This window comes from Pseudomonas sp. EA_35y_Pfl2_R5, from assembly GCF_963970805.1.
In the GTDB taxonomy this organism is placed as follows: domain Bacteria; phylum Pseudomonadota; class Gammaproteobacteria; order Pseudomonadales; family Pseudomonadaceae; genus Aquipseudomonas.
The window spans coordinates 1-16,540 of record NZ_CAXAOW010000013.1 but is presented as its reverse complement, the minus strand read 5'-3'; the positions used below and the strand labels follow the sequence as shown (position 1 = coordinate 16,540).

Below are 16,540 nucleotides of genomic sequence, written 5' to 3'. Positions count from 1 at the left end.
GGGTGGATGTGAGTGGTGACCCGGTGCTTTGGGGCCGCACTTAGGTCATCACCTTGACGGTATAAGTTTTACGACAGCGTTAGTGGGGAAAGTGGGCGTCTGCCTCAGCGATATACTGTGCAGCTTGATATGGAGCCAACATGATCCAGCTGCCCATCGATGCCGCCATCCCCTCACTTCGCCACGCTCTGGCCGAGCAAGACTCTGTCGTCTTGCAGGCTCCCCCAGGCGCTGGTAAGACCACACGCGTTCCCCTAGCGCTGCTGAACGAGGCGTGGCTGGGTGGACAGAGCATTCTGATGCTCCAGCCCCGGCGAGTAGCTGCGCGTGCAGCTGCTGAGCGTATGGCGAGTGAGCTTGGCGAGACGGTCGGTGAGACCGTTGGTTACCGTATTCGCCTGGAGAGCCGTGTGGGGCCTCGTACGCGGATTGAGGTGGTCACTGAAGGGATCCTTTCTCGCCGACTACAGGATGACCCATCGCTTGAGGGTGTTGGAATTGTCATCTTCGATGAGTTCCACTTGCGGAGTTTGGATTCCGATCTGGCACTCGCATTGTGCCTGAATGGTCGCGAGCTATTCCGCGACGAGCAGCCACTGAAGCTTTTGGTGATGTCGGCCACCTTGGAAGGGTCTCGCATTTCTAGTTTATTGGGCGATGCCCCGGTCGTGACCAGTGAGGGGCGAATGTTCCCCGTGGACACGGTGTGGGGGCAGTCCTTCCAAGTCGGTGAGTACATCGAGCCACGTGTCATACGAGCCTGCCTGGACGCAGTACATGATCAGCAAGGAAGCATCCTTGTCTTCCTGCCAGGCCAGGCCGAAATCCGCCGCGTGAATCAGGAACTCAGCGACAAGCTGTCTGGGCGTGACGACATACTGCTGTGTGCCCTGCACGGTGAATTGGATTTGAGTGCGCAGCGTGCAGCTATCGAACCTGCCACAGCGGGCAAGCGCAAGATCGTACTGGCGACCAACATTGCCGAGACGAGCCTGACCATCGAGGGTGTGCGAGTGGTGATCGACTCGGGCTTAGAGCGGGTGCCACGATTTGACCCCGTCAGGGGAATGACCCGTCTCGCGACACAGCGCATTTCCCAAGCCAGTGCAGCTCAGCGTGCTGGCCGTGCTGGCCGCTTGGAGCCAGGTGTTTGCTACCGGCTTTGGTCTCAAACACAACACGAGCAGATGGCTGCTTACGGTGCCCCGGAAATCCACCAGGCAGACCTTGCAGCTCTGGCTCTGCAATTGGGGCGTTGGGGTGTTTCGCCCGATCAGCTGAGGTGGCTCGATATGCCACCCGCAGCGGCCTTCGCTCAGGCGCGAGATTTGTTAGATCGGCTTGGCGCATTGGAGACGGATGGGCGCCTGAGTCTGCATGGTCAGGCAATGGCGGAGGTGCCGGCGCATCCGCGCATTGCTCATTTGCTGCTGAGAGGGCACGCACTTGGCTTAAGTTCACTTGCATGCGATGTGGCGGCGCTGCTTGGTGAGCGCGATGTTCTGTCTGGTGGTGGAGCTGACCTGCATAGCAGGCTTGCGATGCTTGAGGGGAGCCAGCGAATGCCGCGTCATGCCCAGGGGGCGGCTCAGCGGATCAAGCAGCTTGCCCGCCAGTACCGCAGCTACCAGCGGGGCTCCGTGACTGAGGGCGTGAGCGACCCTGAGAACCCCAGATGGATAGGCTGTTTGTTGGCGCTGGCCTATCCCGACCGGGTGGCCCAGCAGCGGCGTGCAGGCGGAGGGGAGTACAGGCTCGCCAATGGGCGCGCGGCGATGTTCACCGAGCCCGACGCGTTGATGAAGCATTCCTGGCTGGTGGTGGCTGAGTTGGGTAGCAGGCAAGGCCAGCGTGAAGAGCGTATCTACCTCGCGACCGACCTCGATCCCACCTTGTTTGATGGTGTGCTTGCTGAACAGGTAACAGTCGTCGACGAACTCGATTGGGATGAGCGTGCGGGGGCATTGGTCGCTGAGCGACAGCGCAAGGTGGGCGAGCTGGTGTTGAGCCGTGAGCCGTTGAAGGAGCTCGATGCGGATGCGCGTAGTCGGGCGCTTCTGGGGCTTGTGAGGAAGAAGGGTTTGGATCTGTTGCCCTGGACGCCGGAGCTGCGCCAGTGGCAGGCGCGTTTGGCGCTGCTGCGTGATTTGGATATGGCGCAGCATGGGCAAAGTAGGTGGCCGGATTTGGCGGATGCTGCCTTGCTGGCGACCTTGGAGGCGTGGCTGCTTCCCTATCTAAACAACGTCAGCCGGCTGAGCCATTTCGGCCTGTTAGACCTCAGTTCCATTCTGCGCGGCGTGCTTCCTTGGCCGTTGCCGCAGGAGTTGGATGAGCTGGCCCCCACCCACATCAAAGTGCCGTCAGGATCGTCGATCAAGCTGGACTACAGCGAGGCCCCGCCCGTACTGGCTGTGCGGCTCCAGGAGATGTTCGGGCTAGCGGATACGCCGCGCATTGCGGGCGGCAAGCTGCCGATCAAGCTTCACCTCCTGTCGCCGGCACGGCGCCCAGTCCAGGTGACCCAGGATCTCGCGAACTTCTGGCGCAGCACCTACCTAGAGGTGAAGAAGGATCTGAAGGGCCGATACCCGAAACACCGGTGGCCGGATGACCCGATGGAAGCGGAGCCTACGGCTCGGGCGAAGCCGAGGGGGAGCTGACATGGGCGGGGGGATTGGTGCACGGGCTGGCTGGCGTGGGGGCAGTTACGGCGTGTTTACTCCAGAGCTCCGCGTCGCGACGCGGCCACTGAGGGAGTGGCCCCGGCGATCATGAGCTCTGGAGTTGTCAGTGAATGCTCATGGGGCTTGGCAATCCTATTCTTTGTGCTTTTCCAAGTAGGCCTGAAAACTAAGCCTGTCCTCCTTCTTGATAAAGGGATGTGAGAGGTGGAAGCAATAATCTTCGGCTTTGGATTGAGATGCTGGAGGGTCTACGAACTGGACGTCGTACTTCTTCAATATTTCGAAAGTTGGTTCGGCCTCATAAGGGTTGTCGATTCTATCGTGGAAGAAGAGCTGATAGAGCAGTATCCAATACTGGTCGAGTTCATAAAGTGTGCTGTTTTTAATCAACTCGTTCGCATAGGCTACAGCAGCATCTACGCCAGCTTCGAAGCCGCTCAATAGTGTAATCGCAGCGGCGTCTCCGCTTTGGATCACTAGATCAACGTTTTCGGCAGAAGGCTGGGATTTCAGTTGTTTCAAGTAGTACAGCGCCCAGCACATACCATCCGAGCGGCGGTGCAAAGCATTCACTTCGAGGATCTTGTCGAGTTTTTCAGCCACTATGTCTGAGTCATAGTACTCTGAGGTCATGTCGATCTTATCAAGCAGTGGCAAGAGTACCGGATAGTGCCAGCTTAGGTTGAAAACATAGTCGAAGACTGTTGCTGCTGTACTGCCTTGGGCTCTATGGCAAATTAGGCCGGCAGCGAGTTTTAGCACACTGCCGTCAGGCTCCGCCCTATTTAAGTGGACGGCATAATCTAAGAAGTTGATTGCATCGTGAGTGTAAAGCGTTAAGGCGCCGCCTGAGTCGTTTTTCCAAGGCAAGGCGTTGTGTAGTTGGGTAGCCCACGAGTCTACTAATGGCTCTGGTAGTTCGGTGATCTTTGTTTTGCTGAGGTTCAACGATAAGCGGTAGCGCGAGAGCGCGATATTAAGGGAGCGAATGAAGTCCTGCGCTTCCAGGTGAGTAGTGCAATAGGCTGTATAGTCATCAATGTACCGCACAAAGCGGAATTTTCCGGCAAGCTCCCGGTCTACGGCAGCCAGAATGATCTCAACAGCGATGCTTGATGAAGCAGGGCCAATGGGAAGGCCCGAAGTCTCATTGCGCTTTGCATTGCGGAGCACGGCGTCGAGTTCAGAGCTCCAGTGCTTCTCTCCTTTTCTGTCGCGAAGCCGCTCCTTTGCCTGCGCATAACCTTGGGTCGCCCATTCCAGCGAATGGGTATAAATAGAGCCAAAGCAATTTGCTACATCAGCATGCGCCCTGAAGCCCGCAGCGAAGCTTAATTCTAAAGTGCTTTTCGTCTTGGTTTCATGGTCTTCATAATTCATGATGAAAAGTCGGCCATCGTTGTGCTGCTCGGCAGTGACAGCACTGTTCTTATCTTTCATCAGTCTGGTCACTTCCTCCCTGTGCTCTTTTAGCTTTGCATAAATCCTAGAGTAGGCCAGTGGGTGGATAAGGCTTAATATTCTTGGGACATTGTTAAAGCGAGTCGCCCGGAACTCGACTAGGTCGAACCAGTAAGTTGTCCGATTCTTGCTGAGTTGTATATTGGCTAGTTTTTCAGCGACTTCAGGTGTAAATCGGCTGGTTGAAAAGCAAGGTGGGAGTTCCGGGGTAGAGTCTTTTTGGTTTGGAAAGTAATTCCAGCGAGTTAGAGCTTCTAAGAAATGCCTTTCTTTACTATGGAAAATGGCAAGATTTGATGCGGGGCTGGTAAATTCTTTCACGGACTTCATGTCTCCTTTTATGCTTTCTATGTCGCTACTGCGCGGCAGTCCTGCTTTATATGTGTGGTGAATAAAGCTGGCCAGAATTCTTATGTGATCATACTTCTGGTTACCCAGGCGGTCGATAGATTTACTTGGGTGTTTGGATGGTTTTTGTAATTGAGCCTTGATGTATTCAACTCTGCATTAGAGGGATGGTTCGGCTATAAATGTAAGAGACATCGGGGCAGCCAAACGGTGCAATCGTGCCTAAGCGAGATGGCTACGACGGGAATGCTGGGAGCAATCGCGGTGAAGGGGTGTCAATCTTTCGTTGGCGTCAGTGGGGTGGCGGGTTTTTAGGGTGTCAATCCTGGAATATTTTCACTGATTGTGTGTCAATCCAGGCAGTAGGGTATTGACAGTCAATGGGTGTCAATGGCATTATTGGGTTGTGTCAGCTTCTATGCCTCTTTCGAGGCGTCAATCTGTAGAACACTCACGTGGTGTTGGTCACTACTGGCCGGATGATCCCCTGATCGCCGAACCGACGGCGCGGGCCAAGCCGCGCAAGTAGGCGTTAGGGCAGGCGCAGATCATCGCCAGCCGCCGTGAGTTCCGCATAGGCCCGATCCAGCGCATCACGCAGGGCTTCGGCGCCCGGCGCATGGCTGGAGACGATCAGCTTGAGCGGGATGCGTTGCAGCTGAATATAGGGCAGCTCGGACATGCCCAGGCGTTTGCGCGCCTGCTCCACCGGGGTCTGGTAGTCGAGGAGAAAATCACCGCGACGGCGCTGGAGCATTTCCAGTGCAGCGGTGTGGGTGCCGGTGCGATGTTGCTCTACGGCCAGCTGCGGGTCGTTGAGCATTTCGTTGATCGGCTGCCAGTAGGTGTAGCCGCTGATCGTGATCACCCCGCGGCCCTTAAGGTCCTCGGGCAGGCGCGGCATCAGGGTGTCGCGGCGGAAATACAGGTTGAGCACGATCTCGCCGAGCCGGGTGTGGGTTTCCAGGGTGTGCTCGCGCAGTTCCGCTTTGCCCGGCGCGCCCGGCCAGATTTGCACGCTGCCATCCTGCAGGCCGTTGTATAGCCGCGCGCTGGGGTAGGAGCGCAGCTCGGCGCGGTAGCCGGCATGCTCCAGCAGGCGCTTGCTCAATTGCAGGATGGCGCCTTTGGGCCGGCCGCGGCTGTCGGTGTAGGAGTAGGGCGGAAACTCGTAATAACCCACCTGCACCAATGGTCGTGGATCATTGGCGGGGGCGGCGAAGCTGGCGCTGCAGTAGAAGGCTGCAGCCAGCACGAGGCAGAGGAATCGTGGCATCAAATGGGCACGTACTGCGGCTATCTGCCGTCTTTTCGTTATGAAAGTGTCACATTGAGCGAGCATGGCTAACTGCCAGCAGCTTTGTCCAGTGGCTTACTGAAAAAGCTTAGTCCAGCGTCGGCAGCAGCAGGCGGGCGAGCACCGGCAGATGGTCGGAAATCCCTAGGCTGTCGTGCTGACGCACCTGGCTGTCGAGTAGCGTCAGCTGTGGGCTGTGGAACAGGTAGTCGAGGGTGCGATCCGGCCCGGGTACTGTCGGGTCGTTGGGGTAATGGGTATACCAGCGCTGCTGGTCGATGCCGTTGGCTTGCTCCAGGTTGGGCACCATCGGGTAGCGCTCGGCCAGTTGTTGCAGCTCACTAGCAGGGCTGTACCAGCTGCGCTGGTTCTCGGGCAGACGCTGGTATTGGCCGGGCGGCAGCAGGTTGAAGTCGCCGCCGATAACCCATGGCGTGCCGTCGGCCTGGAGCTGATCAAGCAGGCTGGCGGTCATGGCCACCTGGCGCTGCATGGTGTCATTGCCCTGAGCGAAGGCATCCAGATGAGTGTTGATGGCGACCAGTTCGCCGCCACCACGCACGGGCAGGTGGCTGACCAGCAGGGCGCGCTTGAGGTTGAACTGGCGGCTGATCGGGTTGGCGGGCATCAGCGGCAGTTGCAGGCGTTCGGCGCGGGCGATCTGAAAGCGGCTGAGGGTGCCCAGTTGCATGCCGACGCTGCCGAGAATCTGCGGATGCGGCACAAATGCGGCCTTCCAGTAATAGGCCTGGGTGCTGCACGGGTAGATGTCGCTCAAGCGTTCATGCAGCAGTGCCAGCTGGTTCTGGTAGTCGGTGGCCTTGGCGCCGTTGTGCAGCTCCTGCAGCAGAACAATATCCGGCTGCTCGTCACGCAGGATGCGCGCCACCTCATCGAGGGTAAATGCCAGGTCTTCCGTGCTGGGGCGCTGGTCGGGGCCGCTGCCGTCCGCCAGGTCGTACCAGAACACATAGCGCTTGCCAGCCAGGTATTGAATGTTCCAGGTCGTCACTTTCAAGGCCTGACCCGGTTGCAGCTGTGGCGCATTGGTCTGGCAGCTCACGGGTGCGGCTTCGCGGGCGGCCGGGTGCCAGGTCAGGCTGTAGATCAGCGCGCCCAGCACGCAGAACAGGCTGGCCAGGCTGAGCAGGGAAAGGCGCAGGAGTCGAGGCGGGGGCATAAACAGGGTCGCCGGCGGGTGAACTATGCTGAGGGAGCATACCGGAGATGCGGGGCGATGCCGATGTTGCAGGCCTTGCGCGGGTGCTTCAGGAGGTCGCATGAATACCCCAACAATTGCCCAGCGCAGCCCCTATGCGGTTGCGGTCACGGCCGGCAACGACTACTTCTGGTGCCGCTGCGGACGCAGCGCCGCACAGCCCTTCTGCGATGGGCAGCATAAAGGCAGCGGTTTTACCCCGTTGAAATACCACGCAGACAAGGACGCTACTCTGTACTTCTGTGGCTGCAAGCACACGCAGACGCCGCCCTGTTGCGATGGGAGCCATAACAGGTTGTAGTAACGGCTTTTGCAGTAACTGGGTCGGGGACAGGTTATGTACCGCAAGGTGTTTGCCAACAAGGTATTCGACCGCAAGGTTGTGGTGATTACGGGCGGCTGCGCCGGCATCGGTCGGGCGCTGGCCATGCGTTTGGCGCAGGCGGGGGCGCGGCTGGTGATTTTTGATCTGCAGCAGCAGGCGCTCGACAGCCTGGTGCAGCATCTGGCCGATCACCACAACGCCGAGGCCCTTGGCGTGCTCTGCGATGTGGCTGATGCCTCGGCGGTGGAGCGGGCGATGGCGCTGACCGTCGAGCGTTTCGGCGGTATCGATGTGCTGGTCAACAACGCCGGTATTACCCACCGCAGTAGTTTTGCCGACACTGAGCTGGCGGTGTTCCAGCGGATCATGGCGGTCAACTATTTTGGCGCGCTGCATTGCACCAAGGCTGCGCTACCCAGCCTGATCGCCCGCAGTGGGCAGATCATCGTGCTCAGCTCGCTGTCAGGCTTCGCCCCGCTGCTTTATCGCAGCGCCTACAACTCCAGCAAGCATGCCCTGCATGGGTTGTTTGAAACCCTGCGGTACGAGCTGAAAGGCTCCGGGGTCAATGTGATGCTGGTGTGCCCCGGCTTTACCGCCACTGACCTGCGCAAGAATGCCCTGGTTGGCGATGGCTCGGTGGCCGCGCAGCCGCCATTGGCGATGGGCAAGGTGGCCTCGCCGCAGGATGTCGCCGAGGCGATTTACCACGGCGCTTTGAAACGCCGTCGGCTGCTGGTGCTGTCGAATGTCGACTGGCGTGCGCGGGTGCTGGCGCGGTTCTTCCCGCGGTTGTTCGAACGGGTGCTGTTGCCGCGCCTTTCCGGCTTGAAGCCGCAGCGTGCGGGACGTTCCTGATGCGCCACACATGGCTCGGTCTGCTGCTGTTGCTCGGGATGCCGCTGCAGGCCGAGGAGCCGCCTGCGCTGTTGGTGATGACCGATATTTGGCCGCCTTTTCGTATGCAAGGGGGTGATGGCGCGCTGAGCGGTTTGGATATCGACTTGCTCGATCAGCTCAGTCAGCGCACCGGGCTGCGCTTCGAGGTGCAGCGCGCGCCCTGGGCGCGCGGCTTGGCGGCGTTGCAGAACGGCAAGGCCGACTTGATGACCGGCCTGGCGAAAACCCCCGAGCGGGAAGGGTATATCGATTATCTGCAGCAGCCCTATTACGCCTGTGCACCGCGTTTCTATGCGGCCCCCGCACAGGCCAAGGCGCTGCAGCGCTACAACCAGTTGGCCAGTCTGACGATTGGCCATGTGCTGGAGTCGGCGTATTTCGAGCCGTTTGATTCGGATCAGCAGCTGCGCAAAACCGCGGTCAACACGGAGAACCAGTTGTTGGAAATGCTGGTGCGCGGACGCCTGCAAACGGTGATCGGCACCGATTGCCAGGTCGACTATGAATTGCGCGATGCGCGCTGGAATGGCCGTATCGCCAAGGCGGCCTTTCAGCCCGAGGCGCGTACCGACTTGTATATCGGCTTCTCCCGCCAGCGCGGCTTGCAGGCGCAGTATCAGCAGGTAAGCGAGGCCCTGGCGCAGATGCAGGCCGAAGGCTGGATTGCCAAGGCGGCGCAGCGTTATCAGTCCGCCGCGCCTTGAGCTGCACCGCCGTTAGCCATCAGTGCTCGTGCGGCTCGATATACACCTCGTAGATCATTTCCAGGTCCCAAAACGCCGCTTCGATCTTGTGTCCGTCGAGGTCGCGGACAAAGCAGCCGTAATAGGGTTCGCCATATTCTGCGCGTGGGCCGGGGGCGCCTTCATCGCTGGCGCCAGCTTCCAGGGCGGCCTGGTAGAAGTCGTGCACGGCGGCCTTGTTCGACGCGACAAAGCCGAAGTGGCTGCCATTGCCGATGCTTGCCGGTTTGCCGTTGATCGGCGTCTGCACCCAGAACTCCGGGTATTCGCGGCCATAGGCGACGGCGCCAGGGTGGGCGAGTACGCGTTTGCAACCGAGGGTGGCGAGGACCTGATCGTAGAAGGCGGTGGCCTTGTCGAACTGATTGGTGCCGATGGAGATATGCGAAAGGATGCTGGGGTTGGCGTCAGCCATGGGCCTGTCCTCCTTGGGTGGTCGCTGGCGTTCACTCGACTTCGGGCTGGGCGCTGCGCAGCATAAATAGACGAAACAGCACTACGCTTGAGAATAGTTGTAAAAAGCGACTTGCGCAGTCCAGCAGCAGGCTGGCCAGGGCGTTGTCGGCGAAGGTCTCGCTGGAGTGGCTCCAGCCGTCGAGCAGCCACAGCGGCAGCATGACAATCAGGATGCAGCCGAGCATGGGCCAGAAGTAACCGCTGCTCAGTTGGAAACTCTCGTGCAGCGCCTTCATCGGGCTCAGACCGCGCAACACCAGCAGGTATTCGGCAAACGCCAGTTTGACCATCAGCCAGATTCCCGGCAGCACGAACAACGATGCGCCGAGCAGAATCGCCAACGTATTGAGCCCCGCCAGCAGGGCAAAACTTGGCCACAGTCGTAGGCTGGCGGCCAGCAGATCGCGAGCGCACGGCTGCAGGCCTTGGCTGCGTGCATCGAGAAACACTATCAGCGCTGCGCTGTACAGCGGGTAGAACAGCAGGCCGGCGAGCAGGCGCCAGAGGGTGGCGGATTCGGCGGCCACCAGGCTGGTGACCTGCTGCAGCAACAAGCCTTCGAGGACGATCAGCGGCAGGCACAGGCGGGCAATCGCCGCCAGGTTGTGGCTGAAGAAATACCAGGAGTCGCGCAAAGCGGAGAGCATATTCATGGGGGCAGGTCGGGCTCGAACTCAGGCTCGCACTCTAGCAGGCCGTTCCCAATAACGCGCCAAGCAGCTCCTTGCTGGTAAGCACTTCGGCATATTCATCGCGCAAGTTCGCCATGGCCATGGCGTGCACTTCATCGGCACTACGCAGCTGCCCGTAGTAGTCGGTCTTGTCGAAGGTGTAGCAAGCATCCGCCACCACTTGGGTGATAAAGCCCAGATTGCTGGCGCTGCGTGCGGTGGCTTCGACCGAATTCTCACTGGCCCCCCCGACTATCACCAGGCGACGGATAGCGCGGGCATGTAGCCAGCGCTCAAGGCCGCTATGGGTAAAGGCGTCCGTCACGTTCTTTTCGAACACCTGCTCGGTAGCCCGTGGCGCCAGCGCGGGCTGGAAGAGCGCACCGCTTTGCCCGGGCGCAAACACCGAGTCGGCCTGACGGGAAATATGGCGGATATGCACCAGCGGCAGGCCCGCACTACGCCAGTAGTCAAGCAACTGGGCGATGCAGGCTTCGGCACCAGGGTTGTTACGCGGTGTACTGACGCGCTGGATGCCTTGCTGCATATCGATAATCAGCAGTGCTGGGGTTTCTGGCGTATTGGCGGGGCTTGGATGCATTTCGACCGTCCATGGCTGTGGGCTGGCATACTGCGCGCTGACTTTAACCTGAGGGCTTTCTGCCCGTCAGCCGCATGATGAGGATTACCGGTGAAGAAGATCGCCGTATTCGCCGATGTACAGAACCTCTATTACACCGTGCGCCAGGCCTATGGTTGTCATTTCAACTACGCCGCACTTTGGGCCGATATCAGCCAGCATGGGCAGATTGTCGAAGCCTACGCCTACGCCATTGATCGCGGTGATCAAAAGCAGCAGCAGTTTCAGCAGATCCTGCGCAACCTCGGTTTTACCGTAAAACTCAAACCCTTTATCCAGCGCAGCGACGGCTCGGCCAAGGGCGATTGGGATGTCGGTATCACCATCGACATCATGGACGCCGCGCCGCGGGTCGACGAAGTGGTGCTGGCCTCCGGCGATGGCGACTTCGACCTGCTGCTGGACAAGATTCGCGGCAGTTATGGCGTCGAGGCGGTGGCCTATGGCGTGCCGGGGCTGACCGCGCAATCGCTGGTGCGTGCGGCCAGTCGCTATGTGCCGATTGACGGCGCACTGCTGTTGAGAAACTGATCGATGCTTGCCGATTCCATCGCCGTACTCGACTTTGAAACCACCGGTATGTCACCGGCCCAGCAGGCGCGCGCCACCGAAATCGGCGTGGTGATCGTCGAGGGTGGGCGAATTGTTGCGCGCTACCAAAGCCTGATGAACAGCGGCGCCTGGGTGCCGCCGTTTATCGAGCAACTCACCGGTATCAGCAACGCCATGCTGCGCACCGCACCGCCTGCCGCACAGGTGATGCAGGAAGTGGCGGAGTTTGTCGGCGACCGTCCGCTGCTGGCGCATAACGCCAGTTTCGATCAGAAGTTCTGGGACGCCGAGCTGGCGCTGATTCGCCGTCGCCGCGTGCAGCCGTTTGCCTGCTCGCTGCTGTTGTCGCGCCGCCTGCTGCCGATGGCGCCGAGCCACAAGCTGGGCAATCTCAACCAGTGGATTGGCCTGCCCGATACCGGCAAGGCGCACCGCGCGCTGGCTGATGCGGAAATGGCTGCCAACCTGACCTGCTTTATGGCGGCACTGTTGCGCGAGCGCCACGGCATTGCCGATATTTCCCATGAGCTGCTGTGCAACCTGCAGCGGGTGCCGGCGGCGAAGATGTCGCTGGCGTTGCAGAAAATCCGCGATCACGCGTTTGGATGACGGCGTTTAAGTAGCTTGTTACATCTGCGCCGCAAACGTGGTGCGTGGCTGGATTAAGCTGGATAGGCGCCTATCCGGGCTCTTTGTCGACAGAGGCACACAGCATGTTCGGTTTGTTTAAAAGCGATCCCGCCAAGAGGCTACGCAAGCAATACAGCGCCAAGCTGGAAGAGGCGATGCAGGCGCAACGCAACGGCGATATTCGCAGCTACTCCATGCTGACGGAAGAAGCACAGGCGTTGTGGGCGCAGTTGGAGCCCCTAGAGCGAGCTAAGCAATAATTTGCCAATGCAAGATGAGAAGGCTGCCCGCAGGCAGCCTTTTTTGCGTTTCAGCTGGACTCAGTTGTTCGCCAGCTTCTGCTCGTACTGGGCGAGCATCTTCTGCGCATGGGCCACTTCCAGAGCTTCCATGGCGTTGATCGGCTTGATTGCCACAGCGCGCTTGAGGTGTTGCAGCGCCTTGGCCTGTTCATCGTCGCCGTACACGTAGGTCAGGGCGTTGGCGTATTCGTAATGGCCGATGGGCAGGTTGTCCTGGGCTTTGAAGCTGCGGCTGAAGTACTTCTCCATATTGTCGGCGCTGACACCGTAGGTCATGCGCCCGACCATCTTGCCGACTTTGCGGATCACGCCAGCCTCATAGCCGCCATACAGGGCCAGGGCGAAGGGTTGGTTCGGTTGTTTGGCCAGTAGGGCTTTCAGCTCTTCTGGTATCTGCGAGGTATAGCCGCGCTTGAGTACCACCGGCACCGACAGCTCTTCGCCCAGACGCGCCTTGGCGTAAACCCGGCCGAATTGCGCAACGGTATCCGCCTGCACCAATTCGCCGGCCTGGTCGGTGTAGGTGATCACCTCTTCCAGCAGTTTGTGCTTCTCGGCCTGCTCGGGCACCAGAAACATGGCGTAGACCACCTGAGCGAACATCGCTGGAATCTGCCCGCCGACGCCCAGGGCAAGGCCTTGCTTCTTCGCTTCGGCGAAGTCACCACGGAACATCAAGCGCCAGACGTCCTGCAGTTTGGCTGCGTAGAGCTCAGCCTCTTCCGGTTTTCCGGTAAAACCGGTATTGGTCAGCACGGTCTTTTCCAGCGCCAGGGGATGACGCGTGGCCATGGTCACCACCCAGTCGGCATCGGGGAAGGGGTAGTCGGCGCCAAAGCCGCGGGTCAGTTGCGGCCAGGCCTGGCGCAGTTTGTCGCCCGAATAGTCGTAGGCGCTCTGGTCGTAGGGGAAGGGCTTCCAGTTATCGGCGGCGACAGCGCTGAAGCTGCAGGCGGCAAGTAAGGCAATCAATGTGCGGCGCATGACGGTGACCTGATTGTTGTAGGTATGCGTCGATGATAAAGCGCTGCCGGTCGCGGCCCACCCATCCAAGGATGAGTTGCGCGATTTTTCAGGTCGTTGAGTGCGCGTCCGTGCCGACCTTAAGCATGGCTGTCCTTGTGCTGGAACTGGCGGCGGTACTGATTGGGTGACAGTTCCGTGTGCTGACGAAACAGTCGGGCGAAGAAGCTGGCATCGTCGTAACCCACTTCATAGCTGATGGTCTTGATGCTTTTGCGGGTGGCGCTAAGCAGCCCCTTGGCGGTTTCAATGCGCAAGCGCTGCAGGTAGTGCAGCGGTTTATCGCCAGTGGCGGTCTGGAAGCGGCGCATAAAATTGCGGATGCTCATGCCGTGTTCGCGCGCCACGTCCTCGAAGCGGAACTTGTCGGCAAAGTGATCTTCCAGCCATTGCTGGATCTGCAGGATGGTCATGTCGTGGTGCAGCTTCTGGCCGCCAAAGCCGATGCGGCCTGGGGCGTAGTTGCGCTGCACTTCATAGAGGATATCGCGGGCTACTCCCTGGGCCACGCTGGCGCCGCAGAAACGTTCGATCAGGTAAATGTAAAGGTCGCAGGCCGAGGTCACGCCGCCGGCGCAGTAGAGATTGTCAGCATCTGACAGGTGCTTTTCCTGATTGAGCAGCACCTTGGGGAAGCGCTCGGCGAACTCGTTGAAGAAGCGCCAGTAGGTGGTCGCTTCCTTACCATCAAGCAGGCCAGCCTGGGCCATCCAGAACACTCCGGTGGCTTCGCCGCAAATCGCGCTGCCAGCGGCGTGGCGCTGTTTCAGCCAGCTGAGCACTTGTGGGTGGCGCTGGCACAGCGCGTCGAAGTCGTCCCAAAAAGCCGGCAGGATGATCACGTCGGCATCTTCCAGGGCGCCATCGACCGGAATCAGCACGTCACTGAAACTGCGCACCGGCTGGCCGTCCGGGCTGACCAGGTGGATTTCGAAGGTCGGCGTCAGGCCCAGACCCTGCTGTTTGCCGTAGCGCAGGCTGGCCATGTGGAAGAAGTCCTTGGCCTGCATCAGGGTCGAGGCGAACACTCCTTCGGTTGCAAGAATGCTGACGCGGTGCAGCGGCGCTGGTGACTGAATAGGCATAGATATTGTTCTTATTAAGGCTAAGTGGTCATGAGCTGGCTGGATCGTCTTATTTTTTGGCGCTTGTGTCCAGTGTGACCAAGCGTTTGCTTGGCTAAAGTCGAGGCCACTTTAAAACCGCTCTATCAAGCAGGTGTTGCCATGATCCCCAGAACGATTTTCAGCTCCGAGCACGAACAGTTTCGCGACAGCGTGCGCAAGTTCCTTGAGCAGGAAGCCGTGCCTTTCCATCAGCAGTGGGAGAAGGATGGCCACATTGACCGCGCGCTGTGGAACAAGGCGGGGGAGGCGGGGATGCTCTGTTCGCATCTTCCGGAAGAGTACGGCGGTATGGACGCGGACTTCCTTTACAGCACTGTGGTGATCGAGGAAGTGGGGCGTCTGGGACTGACCGGCATCGGTTTCTCCCTGCATTCGGACATCGTCGCGCCCTACATCCTGCATTACGGCAGCGAAGCGCAGAAACAGCATTACCTGCCCAAACTGGTGTCCGGTGAGATGGTCACCGCCATCGCCATGACCGAGCCGGGCGCCGGTTCCGACCTGCAGGGCGTGAAAACCACCGCCGTGTTGGATGGCGATGAGTATGTGATCAACGGCTCGAAGACCTTTATCACCAACGGCTTTCTCGCCGATCTGGTGATTGTGGTGGCCAAGACCGATCCGAAAGCCGGGGCCAAGGGCACTAGCCTGTTTTTGGTTGAAGCCAATACGCCAGGTTTCTCCAAGGGCAAGCGTTTGGAAAAGGTCGGTATGAAGGCGCAGGACACCTCCGAACTGTTCTTTCAGGACGTGCGCGTGCCCAAGGAAAACCTGCTGGGCCAGGCCGGCATGGGCTTCGCCTACCTGATGCAGGAGCTGCCACAGGAACGACTGACTGTGGGTATCGGTGCCTTGTCCTCGGCCGAGGCGGCGCTGCAGTGGACACTGGAGTACACCCGCGAGCGCAAGGCGTTCGGCAAGCCGATTGGTGATTTCCAGAACACCCGCTTCAAGCTGGCAGAAATGGCCACGGAAATTCAGATCGGCCGGGTGTTTGTCGACCGCTGCCTGGAGCTGCATCTGCAGGGCAAGCTGGATGTGCCGACTGCGGCCATGCTCAAGTACTGGGGCACCGACCTGCAGTGCAAGGTGCTGGATGAGTGCGTGCAGCTGCACGGCGGCTACGGCTATATGTGGGAATACCCGGTGGCGCGCGCCTGGGCCGATGCGCGGGTGCAGCGCATCTACGCTGGTACCAACGAGATCATGAAAGAGATCATCGCCCGCTCGCTGTAGGAGCGCTTCGCGGCTATGCGATAACGATTGGGCGAACTTGGGCGCGGTGCCAGCGCTCCAAGACGAAAACGTCTGGAGACTGTTATGGCATCGCTTTCTGAGCTTGTTGCTGCGCCATTTTCAGGTTGGGATGGCAGTGCTGCTGCGGCCCGCGAGATGCAAAAGCATTTGGCCGCGCAGGTAAAGCTGGAGGACGATTACCCGCCGTTGCGCGTAATCGCGGGTGTGGATGTCGGCTTCGAAGAGGGCGGCGCAATCACGCGTGCGGCGGCGGTTCTGCTGGATGCCGAGAGTCTCGAGCCGCTGGCCGAGTCTGTCGCGCGCATCCCCACAAGCATGCCCTACGTGCCTGGCTTATTGTCGTTTCGCGAGTTGCCCGCATTGCTTAGCGCGTTGGCCGGGTTGCCTCAAGAGCCTGGTCTGATCTTCGTCGATGGCCATGGCATTGCCCATCCGCGAGGTTTGGGTATCGCTGCCCACCTCGGTGTAGTCAGTGGCCTGCCCACCATCGGCGTGGCGAAAAAGGTTCTTACCGGAACTCATGCAGAATTGTCCCAGCAGCGGGGCGCGCGAGTGCCTTTGCTGGATCGGCGTGATTCTGCAATTGGCTGGGTGCTGCGTAGCAAGGATGCGGTGCGTCCGCTGATAGTCTCGCCCGGCAATCGAGTCAGCCTTGAAAGTGCCGTGGAACTGACGATGGCCTGCGTAAGGCGTCATCGTCTGCCGGAGCCCACGCGCTTGGCTGATCGTCTGGCATCGCGGCGCGACGCCAGACGCGATCAAGCGCCGCTTTTTTAAGGCTATGTCCCAATCGCGTGTTGCATGGTCCGACCAACCGCCTCCTGGATACAGTGAACGGGCTGAATACGCTGCTGATAGCGTTCAAGCATGCGGCGCCAGCCCAGGTAGTTCGGGAGGTAGCG

Annotated in this window: 17 protein-coding genes and 1 pseudogene; 9 read left to right on the top strand and 9 right to left on the bottom strand. The window is 59.8% G+C overall.

All coding sequences use genetic code 11. The features are described 5' to 3' along the window. Positions 1-140: 140 nt before the first annotated feature. Positions 141-2,663 carry an ATP-dependent helicase HrpB gene (hrpB, locus tag AACX99_RS18025; RefSeq protein WP_339413806.1) on the top strand — a complete coding sequence of 841 codons (2,523 nt, stop codon included), beginning with the start codon at positions 141-143 and terminating at the stop codon, positions 2,661-2,663. 156 nt (positions 2,664-2,819) lie between these two features. Here the strand turns inward: hrpB and drt4 are convergent, their stop codons facing one another. From drt4 to AACX99_RS18010, 3 genes are all read right to left on the bottom strand, one after another. Then, positions 2,820-4,469, bottom strand: a complete 1,650-nt coding sequence (gene drt4 / locus AACX99_RS18020) for an antiviral reverse transcriptase Drt4 (RefSeq protein WP_339413805.1) — start codon at positions 4,467-4,469, stop codon at positions 2,820-2,822. A 559-nt stretch (positions 4,470-5,028) separates the two neighbouring features. Further along, the gene (locus AACX99_RS18015; RefSeq protein WP_339413804.1) at positions 5,029-5,772 is read right to left on the bottom strand and encodes a substrate-binding periplasmic protein; all 744 of its coding nucleotides are present in this window, start codon (positions 5,770-5,772) and stop codon (positions 5,029-5,031) included. 109 nt (positions 5,773-5,881) lie between these two features. Further along, complete coding sequence (locus AACX99_RS18010) at positions 5,882-6,973, bottom strand: endonuclease/exonuclease/phosphatase family protein (protein ID WP_339413803.1); 1,092 nt, start codon at positions 6,971-6,973, stop codon at positions 5,882-5,884. 100 nt (positions 6,974-7,073) lie between these two features. On the opposite strand from AACX99_RS18010, the gene AACX99_RS18005 reads away from it, so the two are divergent. From AACX99_RS18005 to AACX99_RS17995, 3 genes are read left to right on the top strand one after another with little or no spacing between them, the layout of a single operon-like run. After that, positions 7,074-7,313: a CDGSH iron-sulfur domain-containing protein gene (locus AACX99_RS18005; protein WP_339413802.1), complete on the top strand. Its 240-nt coding sequence runs from the start codon at positions 7,074-7,076 to the stop codon at positions 7,311-7,313. A 36-nt stretch (positions 7,314-7,349) separates the two neighbouring features. Continuing rightward, entirely contained in the window at positions 7,350-8,195 is an 846-nt protein-coding gene (locus AACX99_RS18000) for an SDR family oxidoreductase (protein ID WP_339413801.1), read from the top strand. Further along, positions 8,195-8,941 (top strand): substrate-binding periplasmic protein, encoded by a 747-nt coding sequence (locus AACX99_RS17995; RefSeq protein ID WP_339413800.1) that lies wholly within the window; start codon positions 8,195-8,197, stop codon positions 8,939-8,941. The genes AACX99_RS18000 and AACX99_RS17995 overlap by 1 nt, the downstream gene beginning before the upstream one ends. Before the next feature lie 19 nt (positions 8,942-8,960). Here the strand turns inward: AACX99_RS17995 and AACX99_RS17990 are convergent, their stop codons facing one another. From AACX99_RS17990 to AACX99_RS17980, 3 genes are read right to left on the bottom strand one after another with little or no spacing between them, the layout of a single operon-like run. Then, positions 8,961-9,395 carry a VOC family protein gene (locus tag AACX99_RS17990; RefSeq protein WP_090249171.1) on the bottom strand — a complete coding sequence of 145 codons (435 nt, stop codon included), beginning with the start codon at positions 9,393-9,395 and terminating at the stop codon, positions 8,961-8,963. A gap of 31 nt (positions 9,396-9,426) precedes the next feature. Beyond that, a complete protein-coding gene (locus AACX99_RS17985) occupies positions 9,427-10,089 on the bottom strand; it encodes a YciC family protein (RefSeq protein ID WP_339413799.1) in 663 nt (220 codons plus the stop codon). 34 nt (positions 10,090-10,123) lie between these two features. Further along, positions 10,124-10,708 (bottom strand): cysteine hydrolase family protein, encoded by a 585-nt coding sequence (locus AACX99_RS17980; RefSeq protein WP_339413798.1) that lies wholly within the window; start codon positions 10,706-10,708, stop codon positions 10,124-10,126. A 90-nt stretch (positions 10,709-10,798) separates the two neighbouring features. On the opposite strand from AACX99_RS17980, the gene AACX99_RS17975 reads away from it, so the two are divergent. The 3 genes from AACX99_RS17975 to AACX99_RS17965 all read left to right on the top strand — a co-directional run bounded on the left by AACX99_RS17975 (position 10,799) and on the right by AACX99_RS17965 (position 12,189). Beyond that, positions 10,799-11,278 (top strand): NYN domain-containing protein, encoded by a 480-nt coding sequence (locus AACX99_RS17975; RefSeq protein WP_108489414.1) that lies wholly within the window; start codon positions 10,799-10,801, stop codon positions 11,276-11,278. Positions 11,279-11,281: 3 nt separating this feature from the next. After that, complete coding sequence (locus AACX99_RS17970) at positions 11,282-11,908, top strand: 3'-5' exonuclease (RefSeq protein WP_339413797.1); 627 nt, start codon at positions 11,282-11,284, stop codon at positions 11,906-11,908. A 104-nt stretch (positions 11,909-12,012) separates the two neighbouring features. Next, positions 12,013-12,189, top strand: a complete 177-nt coding sequence (locus AACX99_RS17965) for a DUF6435 family protein (protein ID WP_339413796.1) — start codon at positions 12,013-12,015, stop codon at positions 12,187-12,189. A 60-nt stretch (positions 12,190-12,249) separates the two neighbouring features. Here AACX99_RS17965 and AACX99_RS17960 read toward each other — a convergent pair whose 3' ends face one another. Further along, complete coding sequence (locus tag AACX99_RS17960; protein WP_339413795.1) at positions 12,250-13,215, bottom strand: hypothetical protein; 966 nt, start codon at positions 13,213-13,215, stop codon at positions 12,250-12,252. A 119-nt stretch (positions 13,216-13,334) separates the two neighbouring features. After that, entirely contained in the window at positions 13,335-14,240 is a 906-nt protein-coding gene (locus tag AACX99_RS17955) for a GlxA family transcriptional regulator (RefSeq protein ID WP_178124382.1), read from the bottom strand. A gap of 240 nt (positions 14,241-14,480) precedes the next feature. Here AACX99_RS17955 and AACX99_RS17950 point away from each other — a divergent pair, with 240 nt between their 5' ends. Together AACX99_RS17950 and nfi are read left to right on the top strand one after the other, a co-directional pair. Further along, positions 14,481-15,617: an acyl-CoA dehydrogenase family protein gene (locus tag AACX99_RS17950; RefSeq protein WP_339413794.1), complete on the top strand. Its 1,137-nt coding sequence runs from the start codon at positions 14,481-14,483 to the stop codon at positions 15,615-15,617. 84 nt (positions 15,618-15,701) lie between these two features. Further along, positions 15,702-16,415, top strand: coding sequence for a deoxyribonuclease V (gene nfi, locus AACX99_RS17945; RefSeq protein WP_339413793.1), 714 nt, complete (start codon positions 15,702-15,704; stop codon positions 16,413-16,415). Between the two features lie 2 nt (positions 16,416-16,417). On the opposite strand, the pseudogene AACX99_RS17940 reads toward nfi, so the two are convergent. Then, positions 16,418-16,540: pseudogene (locus tag AACX99_RS17940) on the bottom strand (IS1595 family transposase); the annotation flags it as partial.